The 17,116-nt window shown below is 60.9% G+C and carries 14 protein-coding genes and 1 pseudogene; 12 read left to right on the top strand and 3 right to left on the bottom strand.

What is annotated here, in order from left to right; translation table 11 throughout:
• Positions 1-5 precede the first annotated feature (5 nt).
• Positions 6-2,132, bottom strand: a complete 2,127-nt coding sequence (locus tag EHO51_RS05055; RefSeq protein WP_281024507.1) for a phospholipase effector Tle1 domain-containing protein — start codon at positions 2,130-2,132, stop codon at positions 6-8.
• A 227-nt stretch (positions 2,133-2,359) separates the two neighbouring features.
• Positions 2,360-2,824, bottom strand: a pseudogene (locus tag EHO51_RS21195) (phospholipase effector Tle1 domain-containing protein); the annotation flags it as partial.
• Between the two features lie 69 nt (positions 2,825-2,893).
• On the opposite strand from EHO51_RS21195, the gene EHO51_RS05065 reads away from it, so the two are divergent.
• Both EHO51_RS05065 and cobS read left to right on the top strand, forming a co-directional pair.
• Complete coding sequence (locus EHO51_RS05065; protein WP_124737980.1) at positions 2,894-4,393, top strand: phosphomannomutase/phosphoglucomutase; 1,500 nt, start codon at positions 2,894-2,896, stop codon at positions 4,391-4,393.
• A gap of 59 nt (positions 4,394-4,452) precedes the next feature.
• Complete coding sequence (gene cobS / locus EHO51_RS05070; protein WP_124737981.1) at positions 4,453-5,220, top strand: adenosylcobinamide-GDP ribazoletransferase; 768 nt, start codon at positions 4,453-4,455, stop codon at positions 5,218-5,220.
• Between the two features lie 3 nt (positions 5,221-5,223).
• Here the strand turns inward: cobS and dusA are convergent, their stop codons facing one another.
• Positions 5,224-6,264, bottom strand: coding sequence for a tRNA dihydrouridine(20/20a) synthase DusA (gene dusA / locus EHO51_RS05075; RefSeq protein WP_124737982.1), 1,041 nt, complete (start codon positions 6,262-6,264; stop codon positions 5,224-5,226).
• A gap of 189 nt (positions 6,265-6,453) precedes the next feature.
• On the opposite strand from dusA, the gene EHO51_RS05080 reads away from it, so the two are divergent.
• The 10 genes from EHO51_RS05080 (at position 6,454) to EHO51_RS05130 (ending at position 17,085) form a co-directional block, all read left to right on the top strand.
• Complete coding sequence (locus tag EHO51_RS05080; protein ID WP_124737983.1) at positions 6,454-6,822, top strand: ArsR/SmtB family transcription factor; 369 nt, start codon at positions 6,454-6,456, stop codon at positions 6,820-6,822.
• Positions 6,791-7,288, top strand: a complete 498-nt coding sequence (locus tag EHO51_RS05085) for an ArsI/CadI family heavy metal resistance metalloenzyme (protein ID WP_124737984.1) — start codon at positions 6,791-6,793, stop codon at positions 7,286-7,288. The genes EHO51_RS05080 and EHO51_RS05085 overlap by 32 nt, the downstream gene beginning before the upstream one ends.
• Positions 7,285-7,812 carry an arsenate reductase ArsC gene (locus EHO51_RS05090; protein ID WP_124737985.1) on the top strand — a complete coding sequence of 176 codons (528 nt, stop codon included), beginning with the start codon at positions 7,285-7,287 and terminating at the stop codon, positions 7,810-7,812. The genes EHO51_RS05085 and EHO51_RS05090 overlap by 4 nt, the downstream gene beginning before the upstream one ends.
• A gap of 224 nt (positions 7,813-8,036) precedes the next feature.
• A complete protein-coding gene (locus tag EHO51_RS05095; RefSeq protein ID WP_124737986.1) occupies positions 8,037-8,552 on the top strand; it encodes an arsenate reductase (azurin) small subunit in 516 nt (171 codons plus the stop codon).
• Positions 8,553-8,563: 11 nt separating this feature from the next.
• Complete coding sequence (locus EHO51_RS05100) at positions 8,564-11,041, top strand: arsenate reductase (azurin) large subunit (RefSeq protein WP_124737987.1); 2,478 nt, start codon at positions 8,564-8,566, stop codon at positions 11,039-11,041.
• Positions 11,042-11,303: 262 nt separating this feature from the next.
• Entirely contained in the window at positions 11,304-11,726 is a 423-nt protein-coding gene (gene arsC, locus EHO51_RS05105; protein ID WP_124737988.1) for an arsenate reductase (glutaredoxin), read from the top strand.
• Positions 11,727-11,736: 10 nt separating this feature from the next.
• A complete protein-coding gene (gene arsD / locus EHO51_RS05110; RefSeq protein WP_124737989.1) occupies positions 11,737-12,093 on the top strand; it encodes an arsenite efflux transporter metallochaperone ArsD in 357 nt (118 codons plus the stop codon).
• A 9-nt stretch (positions 12,094-12,102) separates the two neighbouring features.
• Positions 12,103-13,872, top strand: a complete 1,770-nt coding sequence (arsA, locus tag EHO51_RS05115) for an arsenical pump-driving ATPase (RefSeq protein ID WP_124737990.1) — start codon at positions 12,103-12,105, stop codon at positions 13,870-13,872.
• A 721-nt stretch (positions 13,873-14,593) separates the two neighbouring features.
• The gene (locus EHO51_RS05125; RefSeq protein WP_124737992.1) at positions 14,594-16,021 is read left to right on the top strand and encodes a glycosyltransferase family 4 protein; all 1,428 of its coding nucleotides are present in this window, start codon (positions 14,594-14,596) and stop codon (positions 16,019-16,021) included.
• 44 nt (positions 16,022-16,065) lie between these two features.
• On the top strand, positions 16,066-17,085 hold the full coding sequence (locus EHO51_RS05130; RefSeq protein WP_124737993.1) for a glycosyltransferase family 2 protein: 1,020 nt from the start codon (positions 16,066-16,068) through the stop codon (positions 17,083-17,085).
• Positions 17,086-17,116 lie beyond the last annotated feature (31 nt).

A 17,116-nucleotide genomic window follows, 5' to 3' on the forward strand; every position in this document is an offset into this window, starting at 1 on the left:
AGCCCTTATGGCGCGCTTGCGGTCGTGGCGCGCGCGGCGTCGCGCGGCAATCGCTCAATCGTTACTTTCGCTGTGCCGGTGTTGTTGTCGTAAAAAATTTGCTTGCGACCGTCTAAGGACACGTGCGCCGCGTCGTTGACGAAAAGAAATAGCTCTCCCGTATCGCTCGCAACGAATTCCGACACGAAGGTTTTGCGCGGAAACACCGAATTGCAGCTCTTGCCGTCGTAGGAGTAGCTGTCTCGCGCCCAAGCCGCCTTGGCGGCATCCAATTCGTCGGCGGGCAGCGGATCGATGCTCAGCGACAGGCCGCCGTCGACACAGGATTTCGCAGCGGGGTGATTGGCGCAAAAAGACTTATGTTCGGCGGTTTCGCTGTAATTCAGCGGGAGCATTGAGCAGCGTCGCCCGCGCGGCGACAGAGCGCCGCCGCCGTCGATCGGGACCAGCGGCCACTCTGAATCCCCGCGCGTTCCGATGCGGGCGATAGGATGGAACCAAGCGGCTGAAGGCCAGCGACGTAAGGCGACGCCAGCGCTCTGGACCAAGCCTTTCGCATCAAAGCCGTAGGGATCGGTGAGCATCAGCTGATCAAGCCAGGGATCATCGCTCTTGGGGTCGATGCTGATCGTCAGGCGATAGACGCCGCCGCGTTCAACTGTCCAGCGGCTCGCCCAGCAGGGGTCATTCGTGGCAAACCGTGCAGATGCGTTCGCCACCCATTCGGGCGCCTCTGAGCCCACGCACACCCGTCCAGATCCCGCGAGATAATTGAAGCCAATCCGATTGGCGGCGAGAAGCAGGGGCGTGAACACAAAGACAATCGCATAAGCGGCGGGCAACATCGCGCGGCCGGCGCCAAGGACAGATCTTGCCGCAGGCGAGCTTCGTATCGTGCGCACGAATTTTGATGTTGCGCCCGGTTTGGGTTCAACGCCTTTTTTGATTTTATCGTTCTGAATGTTCCAGGCCGCGCGCGCGTGGTAGCGCGTGGCGTCCTCATAGGCGTCGCTCCTATTGCGAAGAACGAAATAGGCGAGCACCAGCGCTATGCTGAAAAATGGATGATTCAGCGCAGCTTTCACATGAGCGTAGAGGTAGGACGGCGTGAAGGACAGGATCGTGTCGCCCATGCCACGCAGGACATTTTCAGTGCCGGACATGAACCGCGACAGAGCGGCGCCAACTGGGCCGAGCACGTGCAGAAGCCATTGGAACGGGAGCGCAACTACCGAGAGCTGGCTCCATATGCCTTCGTTGGAGTCGTCGATTGTTGAATCGAGCAACGGAAAGGCGAGGGCCGTGAGGAACAAGGCCACGAAGAAAAAGTAAGCAATTCGGTTCAGCCATACGTAATCGCGGGCGATCTCCATCTGTTCCTGATTGGGCGCGTCCAGGCTCTTCATCGCTCCCTTGGCAAAGTCCAGTTCGCGGCCGTCGCTGCCCATGCTTGCGGGCTCAAACGCCGGGTCCGCTTCCCGAACACGGGCGTAAGCCGGTCCAGTCTCGGCGCGCGCGATGGAGCCGTCGGGCATGAAGACGTCGGCGCCTTTAGGACCGATTTGGGCTTGCTGCGGGGTCGTCCCGCCAAGCGCCAGCGGCGCGTAATCTCCGCCTCCGTCTACTAAGCGTTCAACAACCGTGTGGTGGACGGTCGGCCGGTAGTAGGGATTACCGGCCGGATCCGTCAGCGTCACTTGCCGTGGATCGTACCGATACAATACCGCCACGCCTGCTCGAGAGTCATGCAGCGGGCCGAATGGCGTGGCCGTCCTACTGAATTCGGCCAACGCCGTTTCGTGAAAAGTGAGCGCTCTGTCGGTCGCAGCTGTCTGAAGTTCCCGAACCATCCAGACCAGCGGGCAATACGCCGTCATGTCGTCGGGATAACCGCCGCCAACGTCGGAATGCACCCCGGCGAACCAAACTTCCTGTATGCGAAAGTCCGGCTCATCGGGCTTTAAGGACACGCGGATCGGATGGAAAGTGAGTCGCTCATCGTCGAGCGAGAGAGCCTGTCGTATCCGGTGGACCTTCTTCCAGATCGTATGATCGCCGCCAAACTTGATGGGGAACACAAAGCGATGAACGACCTCGCGCATTTCTTCGATAGGAACCCCATAGGCTTCCACTGTGTCGAATAGGCCGACAAAGTCGATGGACAGTTTCTCAGGTCGCGGTCCGAGGCCGCCTTTTGCACGTCTGCATAGCTCGGCTGTCCCCAAAGCTTTTTCCAGACGCCCAAGATGGCGTCTCGCAGCTTGGGCAGGCCCAAAAAAACCCAGATATTCTTTTTGCGTTCTTCGTCTTGCTCGCAGAAAGCGCGCCAAGCGTCTTCGGAATTGCGGAGCATCTCCTGGTGCGACACGCGCCGCCCGTCGAATTCGGTCGGCAACAGACCCTGCGCGCGGATGAGGTCGATCAGCATTCGAATGGTGAAGGCGCCGCGGCTGAAGCCGAACATGTAGATCGCTGCGCCAGGCTCCCAATTCCAGGACAGAAAACGGTAAAGCTTGCGCACGTTCGAGGGCACGCCAAAACCGGTCGCGCCGTCGAGCATCGCGAGCGGCTTGAAACCCTCTGTGCCGACGCCGGGAATGTAATAAACGACCTGATCTTTGTCTGAGAGGCAGAGCGCTTGCGAAAGCCGATTGATATTTGAGACTTGCACCAGTCGCCCGTTTCCAGTGCCGTCGGCGAGCAAAACGATTTTCTTGGCCATAGCGAAACCTCGAAAATAATAAAGCAAATTTAGCAACAACCAAAAATCTACGAGCGCTCGCCGCGCTCTGCAAGCATAAAGTGCATCATCCCCACGCCGCATTTGGCGCGGGACAAATTTTCGCTTATGCCAAGGCGGCCAAGGCGACGCTCGACTAGTGAAGGATCGTTGATGTTTCCCAAGCCCGTTGCGAATTTGCGCCCGAATACATTCGAATATGAAGAGGCGCCGCTCATCAAGTCGACCGGCTTTCGCGAATATGACGCGCGCTGGCTGTTTGGGGCCGACCTCAATTTGATGGGCGTGCAGGCGCTCGGCATGGGCCTTGGCGCGCTGCTGCGCGAATTGGGCGTCGCGCCTGAAATCGTCGTCGGCCATGATTATCGCAGCTATTCTTCATCGATCAAATTGGCGCTGGTGAGCGGCCTGATGGCCGCCGGCGTGCGCGTGCGCGATATCGGTCTCGCACTGTCGCCGATGGCCTATTTCGCGCAGTTCGATCTCGATGTCGCGGCTGTCGCCATGGTGACGGCCTCGCATAACGACAACGGCTGGACGGGCGTGAAGATGGGCGCGCGGCGGCCCGTGACCTTCGGGCCGGAGGAGATGGGACGCCTGAAGGAGATCGTTCTCGCCGGCGAATTTCACGAGGCGGAAGGCGGCTCCTATCGCTACATCGAAAATTTCGGCGCGCGCTACATCGACGATCTCACGCGCCGGCCGCCGTTCGCCCGCAAGATGAAGGTCGTCGCCGCCTGCGGCAATGGCACCGCCGGCGCCTTCGCGCCGCAGATGCTGGAGCGCCTTGGCTGCGACGTGATCCCACTTGACGTCTCGCCGGACTACACGTTCCCGCGCTACAATCCCAATCCCGAAGATATGGACATGCTGCACGCCATCGCCGACAAGGTGCGCGAGACGGGCGCATGCGTCGGGCTTGGCTTTGACGGCGACGGGGATCGCTGCGGCGTTGTCGACAATAATGGCGACGAGATCTTCGCCGACAAGATCGGCGTCATGCTCGCGCGCGATCTCTCCAAGGTCCATCCGAATGCGTCATTCGTGGTCGACGTGAAGTCGACCGGGCTTTTCGCGACGGATCCCGAACTCGTCGCGCGCGGCGTCGTCACGGAATATTGGAAGACGGGGCATTCCTACATCAAGCGCCGCGTCAGCGAGCGCAAGGCGCTCGCCGGATTCGAAAAATCGGGGCACTTCTTTTTCAACGAGCCGATCGGACGCGGCTATGACGACGGGCTGCTCACCGCCGTCCACGTCCTCGAAATGCTCGACCGCAATCCAACGAAGTCGATGGCCGAACTCTACGCGGAGTTGCCGAAGACCTGGGGCTCGCCGACGATGTCGCCGCATTGCGACGACGAAAAGAAATATGGCGTCATCGACAAGGTGACGGCGCGCATCGAGGCGATGCGCGCGCAGGGCGAGCAGATCATCGGCCAGCCCATCCGCGACGTCGTCACCATCAACGGCGTGCGCGTCACGGTCGCCGACGGCACCTGGGGCCTCGTGCGCGCGTCGTCCAACAAGCCGGAGCTCGTGGTCGTGGTCGAAAGCCCCGTCTCACAGTCGCGCATGAAGGAGATGTTTACGGCGATCGACGGCATGCTGTGCGAAAATCCCGAGGTCGGCGCGTACAACCAGACGATTTAGAGCCGCGCGGAAGGGTTCGGGTTCTCGACAAATCCGACGCGGCGCCGAAAGTAGAACCGATGCAGCGCGCGCTCCTCGCCGACGTCCAGAGCTTTTTACGGTTCTACGCGCGTTTTCCGATCGGCGACGGCGCGCATGCGCCGCTTGATTTCGCCCGCATGGCGCCGGCGCTGCCGATCGCCGGCGCATTGATCGGCGCAACAGGCGCGGCGAGTCTGTTCCTGGCGCGCATCTGCCATCTTCCTGCGCTCGTCTGCGCGCTCGTCGCGGTCGCGGTCCTCACACTCGCCACAGGCGCGCTGCACGAGGACGGACTCGCCGATGTCGCGGATGGGTTCGGCGGCGGCGCGACGGGCGAGTCGAAGCTCGCCATTATGCGCGACAGCCGCGTTGGGACCTATGGCGCCCTGGCGCTGTGTTTCTCCGTCCTGCTGCGCGTCGCGGCGCTCGCGTCACTCTTTGAGCGAAGCGTCGCGCTCGCGGCCGGCGCCCTCATCTTCGCGGGCGCCTTGTCGCGCGTCGCCGGATTGGCGCCGATGATGCGGCTTCCGACGGCGCGCGCCGATGGGCTGGGCGCGACCGTCTCGGCGCCCTCGCGCGAGTTTTGGACGCGCGCCTGGCTCGTAGCGGCCGGCTTTGGTCTCGCGCCATGGCTCGGCGGCGCCGGCTTGATCCAGATCGCAGTTGCGATCTTCGCCGCCTTCGTCGTGGCTGCGCTTATTACCAACCTCGCAAAAAAGCAGATTGGCGGCTACACGGGGGATGTGCTTGGCGCCGCGCAGCAACTCGCGGAGATCGCCATTTTGGCGGCGCTGTCGGCGGGTTGATCGTCAGGCGATCTCGGCAGGTTCGGCGTTGGCGGGTTTCCCTGCTTCTGCTTCGGCGAAGCGCGCAATGGCCGTGCGCACGTCAGTGACGGCCCCGAGCAGCGTTTCGACTCCGGCGCCAGGTTTGACGGCTTCGAGCGCCAGCCGCCGACGGAACGACCGTGCGCCCGGCATTCCGGCGAAGAGGCCGAGCAGATGACGCGTCATCGCTGAGAGCCGCTCGCCTTTCGCGAGTTCGCGGTCGACGTAGGGAAGGAACGCGTCCACGGCGTCGAAGAGGTTGGCGACCGGCGCCGACTGTCCAAACAATTGTGGGTCGACCTCAAGAAGCAGCGCGGGATCATGATAGGCCGCGCGCCCGATCATCACGCCATCGACGAACTGCAGCTGTTCTTGCATCTCGGCGATCCGCGTCAGCCCGCCATTGATGGCGATGGGAACGTCCGGCAAGGCGCGCTTGAGACGGTGCACCAGCGGATAGTCCAGCGGCGGGACGTCCCTGTTTTCCTTTGGCGAGAGGCCCTTAAGCCAGGCCTTTCGCGCATGCACGAACAGCGCGTCGGCGCCGCTTTCGACGCAGGCTTCCGCAAGCGCGAACAGAGCCTGCTCCGGATTTTGATCGTCGACGCCGATGCGGCATTTCACGGTGACGGGAATCGCGACGGTGTCCTTCATCGCTTTGATACAGTCGCCGACGCGCGCAGGCTCGCGCATGAGACAGGCGCCGAACGCGCCGTTCTGCACGCGATCCGACGGACAGCCGACGTTGAGATTGACCTCCGCATAGCCGAATTGCTCGACGGTGCTCGCGGCCTTCGCCAGCGCAGCGGGTTCGGCGCCGCCGAGCTGCATGGCGACGGGCTGCTCAAACGGATCGAACGCCATCAGCCGCGCGCGGTCGCCGTGGATCACCGCGCCGGTCGTGAGCATTTCCGTATAAAGGCGGGCGCGGCGCGACAACAGGCGATGGAAGTATCGGCAGTGCCGATCCGTCCAATCCATCATCGGCGCAACGGCGAATCTAATATGCTGATGTGTCAGCATTGTAGATTTCGTCTCAACGGCACAGGTCGCGTCATGCACGCTCCATTCAACGCCTCGATACGACACTTTCCGTTCGTTTTCGACTCAGTGCGACGGCGCGTTACGCGACGGAAGTCTCTCGACCGGCACCATGGGGAATCGACGTCTCGACGGTATTGACCTGATCTATATTTCCATCATATTAGAAATATGGAAAAGCAGGAAGCCCTGGCCGCACTTGTCGCGCTCGGCCACGAAACGCGGCTCGATATTTTCAGGCTGCTCATGCAAGCCGGACCTAAGGGGCTTGCGGCGGGGCAAATCGGCGAGCGGCTCGCGCTACCGCCGGCGACGCTGTCTTTTCACCTGAGCCAGCTCAAGCACGCGGACCTTGTGACCTTCCGGCGCGAAAGCCGGTCGCTGATCTACTCGGCCGCCTATCCGGTCATGAACGCGCTGCTCGCCTACATGACTGAGAATTGCTGCCAAGGCGCTGCTGCCTCATGCGAGACCACTACTGCTTCAACTTGCCAACCAGAGGAACGTCATGAAACGCCTGCACGTGCACGTGTCCGTTGATGACCTTACGGCGTCGATTAGGTTTTACAGCGCGCTTTTTGAAGCGCAGCCGACGGCCATCAAACCCGATTATGCGAAGTGGATGCTCGATGATCCGCGCGTGAACTTCGCAATTTCGGCGCGAGGCGGACAGGCTGGCGTCGATCATCTTGGGATCGAGGTCGAGACGCCCGAAGAGCTGAAAGAATTCTATGGCCGTCTGCAACAGGCCGAACGGCCTGTGCTGGAAGAAGGCGCCACGACCTGCTGCTACGCAAAGTCCGAGAAAGCGTGGACCTCCGATCCGCAAGGGCTTTTGTGGGAGTCCTTCCTGACCACCGGCGAAAGCACGATTTACGGCGACGATGCAGCGCTTACGGGATTCCGCACGAGCCCAGCTAAGGAGGAGTCCTCCGCCTGCTGCGGCGCGAAGCCAGCGCCTGTGATTGAAGCCGCCTGTTGTTCTGGAGCGGGAGACAGCCAATGACCGACGCGGTTTACAACGTCCTCTTTCTTTGCACCGGCAACACGGCGCGCTCGATCATTGCGGAAAGCATCCTCCGCCGGGACGGCGCTGGCCGTTTCAATGCGTTTTCGGCAGGCAGCCACCCCAAAGGCGTCGTCAATCCTTACGCGATCAAAGCGCTCGAGGAATATGGCTATCTGACAGAAGGTTTCCGCTCGAAGAACTGGGAGGAATTCGCTGGCCCTGACGCGCCGAAAATGGATTTCGTTTTCACCGTCTGTGACAACGCCGCGGGCGAAGCCTGTCCGATCTGGCCCGGTCAGCCGATGACCGCCCATTGGGGCGTCGAGGATCCGGGGGCTGTTGAGGGAACAGAGATCGAAAAATTAAAAGCGTTCAATGATGCATTCCGCTACCTCAGGCTCCGGATTTCTTACCTGCTCGCAACGCCGATCAAGCGACTCGACAAATTGGCGCTCAGGGATCGTTTGCGTGAAATCGGGGAACTCGAAGGCGCAAGCCATGGCCACAAAACGGACGCCTGAGCGATGACCATCGCCATCTATCATTGTCTGCGGCGCTTCCCGCAGGCATCCCTGTAATTGAAACGGCACGACATGGGATCACAGGAAGTTTCGATCCCTCTATCGCGCGGGCAGGCGCGACTGTCCGAGCGGAATCACTGCATGGGTTGATTGCAGGCCGTTCGCGCGCTGTCTGACGTGACATGTACAGATGATCTGTCGTGGTCTACACAAACGAAAAGCGCATGAAGAGACAGAACATATCATTCGGCGTCGGTCGCCGCAGGTTTCTTGAAAGCATCGCTGTGGCCGGCGCCGCAGCGGCGACTCCTTCCGCGGGCGTCGCCCGAGCGGCCCAAGCGCAGGCTCGGGTCGAATACCCGTCCAATCGGCTTGCGAATATTCGCGATCTCAAGGTCAACGAGCCGTTGAGCGTGGCTTATCCTGACGACGACGCGCCGGGCGTTTTGGTCAAGCTCGGCAGGTCCACGCCAAATGGCGTCGGTCCCGACGCGGACATCGTTGGTTTCTCTACGATCTGCCCGCACCGGGGGTTTCCGCTAAGCTATAACATTGGCGATCGCACGTTCAACTGCCCGGCGCATTATTCACGCTTCGATTGCGAGGCGGGCGGCCAGCAGATCTGGGGCCATGCGACCCAAAATCTGCCGCAATACTTCCTGCGCCTTGACGCCAAGGGCGACATCTATGCGGAAGGCGTCGATGAGCTTCTCTATGGCCGGCTGTCCAACGTGCTTTGAGGGGTAAGGCGATGGCTTACAAGCGTCAGATCGACCGACTCCCCATCGTTCCAAGGGATGCAAAGGAGTTCAACGTCGTCTGCCACTACTGCATCGTCGGTTGCGGTTACAAGGCCTACACATGGCCGATCAACAAGCAAGGCGGCGCCGCGCCCGACAAGAACAAGTTCGGCGTAAATCTCTCCAAGCAGCAGCAGGCCGAGGCTACGGCGTGGTACGCGCCATCGATGTATAATATCGTGCGCCAGAATGGCGAAGACGTGCACCTCGTCATCAAGCCCGACGAGGATTGCGTCGTCAATTCTGGTTTGGCCTCGATACGCGGCGCGCGTATGGCGGAGACGAGCTATTCGCGCGCGCGGAATACTCAGTTGCAGCGTCTAACGGATCCGATGGTATGGCGTTACGGTCAGATGCAGCCGACGAGCTGGGACGATGCGCTCGATCTCGTCGCCCGCGTGACCGTGGACGTCATCAGTGAAATGGGCGAGGACGGCCTGTTCGTCTCGGCTTACGATCACGGCGGCGCTGGCGGCGGCTACGAAAACACCTGGGGCGTCGGCAAGTTGTATTTCGGCGCGCTGAAGGTCAAGAATATCCGCATTCACAATCGCCCTGCCTACAATTCCGAAGTCCATGCGAGCCGCGACATGGGCGTGAATGAGCTTAATAATTGTTATGAGGACGCGGAGCTTGCGGACACGATTGTCGCTGTCGGCACGAACCCGCTCGAGACGCAGACCAATTATTTTCTAAATCATTGGCTTCCGAATCTGCGCGGCGCGACCGTGGAAAGAAAGAAAGCCGAATTCGGATCAGCGCCAGACGATCCTGTGCGCATCATAATCGTCGATCCACGGCGAACAGTAACGGTGAACGCGTGCGAGGTTGAGGCAGGCAAGGACCGCGTGATGCATCTCGCGATCAACTCAGGAACGGACCTCGCGCTGCTCAACGCCTGGTTCACCTACATCGCCCAAAAAGGTTGGATCGATAAAGAGTTCATCGCCGCCTCGACCAAGAATTTCGACGAGGCGCTCGCCGCCAACAAGATGAGCCTCGAGGAAGCCGCGCAAATCACAGGGCTGACGGTCGACCAGATTCGCCGATCGGCGGCGTGGATCGCCGAACCTAAGGCCGGCGGCGCACGACGCCGTGCGATGTTCGCCTATGAGAAAGGCTTGATCTTCGGCAACGACAACTACCGCACCAACGGCGCGCTCGTGAACCTCGCGCTCGCGACGGGAAACATTGGCCGGCCGGGCGGTGGCTGCGTGCGCATGGGCGGCCATCAGGAAGGCTATGCGCGGCCCGATTATCCGGGACCGCGGCCAGTCCCTTACGTCGACAAGCTTCTCATCGCGGGCAAGGGCGGCGTGCACCACATCTGGGGCTGTGATCACTATAAGACGACGTTGAATGCGTTCAAGTTCAAGCAGGCATACAAAAAGCGCACGGACATCGTGAAGGATGCGATGATGTCCGCGCCTTACGGCGATCGCGCGCGCATGGCGAAGACGATCATGGCGGCGATCAAGAAGGGCGGCCTCTTCGCCGTCGACGTCGACATCGTACCGAGCCAAATCGGTCAGGCCTGTCACGTCTGGCTGCCTGCGGCGACGTCGGGCGAGATGAATCTTACATCGATGAACGGCGAGCGGCGTATGCGGCTCACCGAGCGCTACATGGACCCGCCGGGCCAGGCCTTGCCGGACTGCCTGATCGCCGCTCGCATCGCCACGCATATGGAGCGTGTGCTGCTTGAGAAGGGCAAGCGTAAATACGCCGACCGATTCAAGGGGTTCGACTGGAAGAACGAGGAAGACGCCTTCTTGGACGGGTACCATCAGCAAAACAAGGGCGGGCGGTTCGTAACACATGAGCGGCTGCGCGGGATGGGCACGAATGGCTTCCAAGAGCCGGCTGTCGCTTTCGAGGACGGCAAGATCATCGGGTCGAAGCGCCTTTACGCTGACGGCAAATTCGACACCGAGGATGGCAAGGCCGTCTTTATGCCAACCAAATGGCGCGGCTTGCAGCTTGCAGATAAGCGGGCCGAGCGTAAGAAATGGCCGTTTCTCATCAATAGCGGCCGCACGAATCACATCTGGCAGAGCGCCTATCTCGATCAGCAGAATGACTTTGTCATGGATCGCTGGCCTTACCCCTTCATCGAAATGAATCCGCAAGACATGGCGGAGTTGAAGCTCGAAGCCGGCGATCTCGTCGAAGTCTATAACGATAACGGTTCGACCCAAGCAATCGCCTATCCAACGCCCACTGCCAAGCGCAGGCAAACGTTCATGCTGTTCGGCTATCCCAGTGGCGTGCAGGGCAACGTGGTGTCGCCCGGCGTGAATGAGCTCCTCATACCGAACTTCAAGCAGACGTGGGGCGCGGTTCGAAAAATTGCCGAGGCGCCGGAAGGGGTGCGGCATCTCACATTCAAATCGATGGAATATGCTGGGCCTGACGGAGACGTGACGTAGCGCAAGACGAAGACGCTGCTTGCTGCTGATCTTGCTGCTCGACGAGCGCTGCTGTGGGCGTTCAGAAATATCTGCGCGCCGCCGCTTATCCGACCCCGTGTCCTCTTGCCCAAAGGGAAAAATCGATGACTGATCACATTTACAAATTCCTCTTTGTCTTTACCGGCGATAGTGCCTCGATAAGCTGGCGCTTGAGAGTTGTTTGCGTGAAATCGGGGAACTCGAAGGCGCAAGCCACGGCCACAAAACGGACGCCTGAGCGATGACCATCACGATCTATCACAACCCCGCCTGCGGCACGTCGCGCAACACGCTGGCGATGATCCGCCAAAGCGGCGAAGAGCCCGTCGTCATCGAATATCTGAAAGACCCGCCGACGCGCGGGCGACTGGTCGAGCTGCTCAAAGCCATGGGCATTTCAGCGCGCGATCTGCTGCGCCAGAAAGGCACGCCCTATGAGGCGCTCGGCCTTGGCGATCCAAAGTGGACGGAAGAGGAATTGATTGGCTTCATGCTCGAACATCCGATCCTCATCAATCGTCCGATCGTCGTAACGCCGAAGGGCGCACGGCTGTGCCGTCCCTCGGAAGCCGTGCTCGACATCCTCCCCAATCCTGCCATTGGCGAGTTCACCAAGGAAGATGGCGAAGTCGTCGTCGGCAGGGACGCTCAACCTCAATCCTGAAAGGACGAATATGACGACCATTCAAGTTTTTGATCCCGCCCTGTGTTGCAGCACCGGCGTCTGCGGCGTCGAGACCGATCAGGCGCTTGTGACCTTCTCCGCCGACGTTGACTGGGCGAAGCAGAGCGGCGCGCGCATCGAGCGCTTCAATCTCGCTCAGGAGCCAATGATCTTTGCTGAAAATGCGACCGTTAAGGCCTTTCTCGAACGCTCGGGGCAGGAAGCTCTGCCGCTGATCCTCGTAGATGGCGAGATATCGCTCGCCGGACGCTATCCGAACCGCGAGGAACTTGCGCGTTGGGCGGGCGTCAAAGAGGTGGAGGAAGCGAAATCAGGCGCGTGCTGTAGCGGTTCATCGTGCTGCTGAAAGGACCATATGAAATTTCTTGAACAGGCTCCGCGTTTCCTCTTCTTCACGGGCAAAGGCGGCGTTGGCAAGACCTCGATCGCCTGTGCGACGGCGATAGAGCTTGCTGAAGCCGGACGCCGCGTGCTGCTTGTCAGCACCGATCCGGCGTCGAATGTCGGGCAGGTGTTTGGGGTCGGCATCGGCGATAAAATCACGGCGATTGACGCCGTGCCGAACCTCTTCGCGCTGGAAATCGACCCGCAGGCCGCCGCCCAGGCCTATCGCGATCGCATCGTCGGCCCCGTGCGCGGCAAGCTGCCGGAAGCCGTGGTGAGGGGCATCGAAGAGCAGCTTTCCGGAGCCTGCACGACGGAAATCGCGGCCTTCGACGAATTCACCGCGCTGTTGACGAACACAGCCATTACATCGGGATACGATCATATTATTTTCGATACGGCCCCGACCGGGCACACCATCCGCCTGTTGCAGCTTCCCGTCGCCTGGAGCGGCTTCCTTGAGGCGGGGAAAGGCGACGCCTCCTGCCTCGGTCCGCTCGCCGGATTGGAAAAGCAGCGCGCGCAGTACAGCGCCGCCGTTGACGCTTTGGCCGACGGTCAGCGCACCCGCCTGATCCTCGTCGCCCGCCCGCAAAACTCCGCGCTGCGCGAAGCCGCGCGCACGCATGAGGAGCTGGCGGCGATCGGCCTCAATCAGCAATTCCTCGTCGTGAATGGTCTACTGCCGAAGGAAGAGGCGGCGCTCGATGCGCTCGCCGCCGCGCTTTACGCGCGCGAGCAAGCCGCTTTGTCGGCGACGCCCGATGCGCTACGCAGCTTGCCCTGCGACTATGTGCCTTTGAAACCGTTCAATCTCGTCGGACTCGATGCGTTACGCCAGCTCCTCGTTGCGACGCCATCGCACATCGACGCGGCGGTCGGCGAACCTGTCGAGCTGCACGCGCCCAGCCTTTCGGAACTGGTGGACGGCATCGCCGCCGATGGTCATGGCCTCGTCATGCTGATGGGCAAGGGCGGCGTCGGCAAGACGACGCTTGCGGCGGCGGTCGCCGTCGAGCTGGCGCATCGCGGACTGCCCGTCCATCTCACGACCTCCGATCCTGCCGCGCATCTCGCCGAAACGCTGCATGGTTCGCTCGACAATCTGACAGTGAGCCGCATCGACCCGCACGCCGAAACCGAACGCTACCGGCAAGAGGTGCTGAGGACGAAGGGCGCAAAGCTCGACGCGCAGGGGCGCGCCTTGCTCGAAGAGGATTTGCGCTCTCCTTGCACGGAAGAAATCGCCGTCTTTCAGGCGTTCTCGCGCATCATCCGCGAAGCGGGCGAAAAATTCGTCGTCATGGACACCGCGCCGACCGGCCACACGCTGCTGCTCCTCGACGCGACAGGAGCCTATCACCGCGAGGTCGCACGGATGCTGGACGCCAAGGGCGCGCATTACATGACGCCGATGATGCAGCTACAGGACGCGCGCAGAACCAAGGTTTTGCTCGTGACGCTCGCGGAAACGACGCCCGTCCTCGAAGCGGCGAATCTTCAGGCGGATTTGCGCCGTGCGGGCATCGAGCCTTGGGCGTGGGTCATCAATAACAGCGTCGCGGCGGCGCGCCCGCATTCTCCCTTGTTGCAACAGCGCGCCAAAAATGAACTGCGCGAGGTCGAGAAAGTGGCAACAACTCATGCGCGCCGCTACGCCGTCGTGCCGCTGCTGAGCGAAGAGCCAGTCGGTGTGTCGCGTCTTCTCGAGTTAGCTGGCCGTGAGACCGAACCCGCGTAAGACGTCGTCGCCGGCTAATCCAATGTCTTAAGTTCACATGTCAGTTTCGTGCAGCGGGTAGATGCCGCTTCGCTTGTCGCCACACGTCCTGCAACCGAAGGGCCGCGCCTAAGCGGAGGCTGGCTCGATGATTTTGGCGTCTCCTTTTGTTCGCCGCAATTATGTATTTGAGGTAGATGCCGGAGCGATAAGGCTTCCGTCTTGCTTGCGTCTTAAAGCCTAGACTTTGCGCTTCGGGAAGGATGTAGGATGAATGCGAATAATGCTAAGCTTTTGACGGACAGCCAAGCTTGCGCATTCTTTGAAGACGCCGCGAGTAAGCTTCGGACCCATTTTGAGCGCCAAGTGCTCGCAGCGCTGCCGGATTTTGCGCGCCCAGCGCTTGAATGCGAGTTGAACGCACTCTCCAAGTTGTCGAGCGCTGATCCTGTGCCGCCATTGGCGGAAATCTCTCTCGTGCGCGCAGAACAATGCGCGCATGACTTGCTGAGCATGAATTACGAAGGCGCCGCCCATTCGTTTTTCCGACGCTGCGTGAGCGAAGCGTCGGCGGACATAGCGGCGGCGGTGATCGCCGCATCCGGGCAGGGCGGAAATATCGTGATTTTTCCGATGCCTTCCAGCAGAGTGGCCGTTGGCCGCACGCTTTAACTTTCTTGCGAAATCCGTCCGAACGGGCGGCAAGGCGAAAGGCGGCGCGAGCTGGTCGCGGAGAGCGGGAATGAAGGAGGAGATCGACGCCTATCTGCTCAAGGAGTTGCATCGCGAGTTGAGCGATATCGAGCAGTATGACGTCGATCCGCGCATTCGTCTCGTCTACGCCAAGGCGTTGGAGCTTTATTGGACGCTCTCTCGCCTGCTTGGCCTGGGCCGCCTGCACGACGGGCGCTGGCGCGCGCCGGACGCCGCGAAGGCGCAGGCGTTGCGCACGCGCCTCCAAGGCGCCATCCCACCGCCAGCGGCGCACAATCGTCTGCTCATCGATATGACGGCGACGCATCGCTTTAGGGGCCATACGGGCGTCCAGCGCGTCGTGCGTGAAATCGCTCGCGCCTGCGTCGAAAGCGGCGAAGCGCTTCCGGTCTATCTGGAAGCGGGCCGCTTGTATGGCCATTTTCAGCACGACAATTTGCCAGACGCGGTTGAATTGCAATCGGGCGACACGCTGCTCTTGCTCGACTCCGGATGGGGCTTCGTCGAGGAATATCCGTCCCTCTTGAGCGCCGCGCATACTGCTGGCGCCCAAGTCGTCGGCTGCCTCTATGACCTCATCCCCTTGCGTTATCCTGCCGCGACCGCCTTAAAGAACAGCGCGCCCTTCAGGCCCTGGTTCGAGAAGGTGCTGCTGCAATGCGACGCGATCGTCTGCATTTCGCAGAGCGTCGCAAGGGACCTCGTGGACTACGTGCGGGAACAGGGTCTCGCGACACCCGCGAATATGCGGATCGGCTGGTGGCCGCTTGGCGCCGATTTTAGCGCTGGCCCTCAGGAAGCGCCCTCAAAGGCCGTCGAGCGCATCGCGTCAGCGCCGGGGCCGTTCTTCATGAGCGTCGGCACGCTCGAGCCGCGCAAGGCCTATCCGATCGCGTTGGACGCGTTTGAACGTCTTTGGGCGGAAGGGTGCGAGACGCGTTACGTGATCGTCGGCCGCCCGGGTTGGAACACGCGGGCGTTGCAACGCCGTATCAGACAGCACAGCGAATACGGACGCCGGCTGTTCTGGCTCGACAATGCGAGCGACGCCGATCTTTCGCACCTCTATCCCCGCGCGCGGGGTTTGATCTTTCCATCCTTCGTCGAGGGCTTCGGCATGCCGCTGATCGAAGCCGCGCATCACGGCGCACGCGTGATAGCAAGCGATATCCCGGTTTTCCGCGAAGTCGGCGGCGACGGGGCTGTCTATTTCGATGTGCTCGACGCGCAAGCGCTCGCCGAGCGCGTGCGTGAAGCGCTCTTTGAAGTAAGAGAGATGAAAGCCCCGACGGTAACGACCTGGCGACAATCGGCCGCACGTCTTGTTTCAATGGTGCGGGGAGATCACTATCAGATCGACGCGGTCGAACTGGCCAAGGTCCTAGAGCCGCCGAATGAAGTCACGGATCGCCGCGTTGCCTCAACTGCCGGTTCCGCCTATCTTCCGGCCGATTGAAGCGCTGCGAGGGCTCTCAGCTCTCGCGTAGGGATCTTGCGTCGATGACCGCCAGCCTTTCCATCTGCATTCCCATCTATAATTTCGCGAAATTCATTCCTGAAACTCTCGATTCGATCCTTGATCAGGACGGTGGGACTGAGGTGCAAATCGTCATCCTCGACGGCGCTTCGACCGACAACACCGCGGAAATTCTCGCGGGCTATGAGCGCAAGCATCCCAATATCAAATATGTGCGTCAGCCTCAGAAAGGCGGCATCGACCGCGACATGGCGAAGTCCGTTGAGCCCGCGACCGGCGATTATTGCTGGCTGTTCAGCGGCGACGACATCATGCGGCCGGGCGCGCTGCGTCGCGCGCTCAACGAAATTCAAAGCGGCCATGATCTCTATCTGTGCAAGCACATGGAGTATTATTTTTATCACGACAGCTGGACCGAATATCCGACTGTCGCGTGCGAGGACGGCGCCGTCTTCGAGCTTTCAGATCCGCGCAGCCGCCGCGACTATTTCAGCAAGGCGGTCAACACAGAAGCATTCTTGAGCTTCATCGGCGGCATCATCGTGAAGCGCTCGACGTGGAATCGCGTGCCGCTCAATGAAGAATTCGTCGGCAGCTGCTGGGGGCATGTGGCGCGCTTTTTCGAACTGATGCCCGGCGGCTTAAGCATCAAAGTTCTCTCTGGCGCGCTGCTGGACCGGCGCCCAGACAATGACTCCTTCGCAGGCGGCGGCATGGTCAATCGCTATCGCATCGCCATCGACGGATTCCACAATATCGCCGACCACTTCTTCGGCCACGACAGCATCGAGGCCTTCCACGTGCGGCGCGTGATCAGGCACGAGTTCCATCCGCTGGCGATGCAGCTTGGCAAATTCATGTGCTTCGTCAATCCGGCCGGCGAAAGCCGCGCGCTGATGGATAGCCTGATGAAAAAGGTCTATTCCGATTTTTCAATCGGCAATCTGCGCGCGAAATTCGCCTATGCGACGATGTCGGCTGAGCGCTTCAGACGGCAACAGCCTGAACTCAGCGCGCATCATGAGAAACAGAGATCGTTTTGAGACGAGCAAAACTACAAATGCGCTGTCAGAC

This window comes from Methylocystis rosea (assembly GCF_003855495.1).
In the GTDB taxonomy this organism is placed as follows: Bacteria; Pseudomonadota; Alphaproteobacteria; order Rhizobiales; family Beijerinckiaceae; genus Methylocystis; species Methylocystis rosea_A.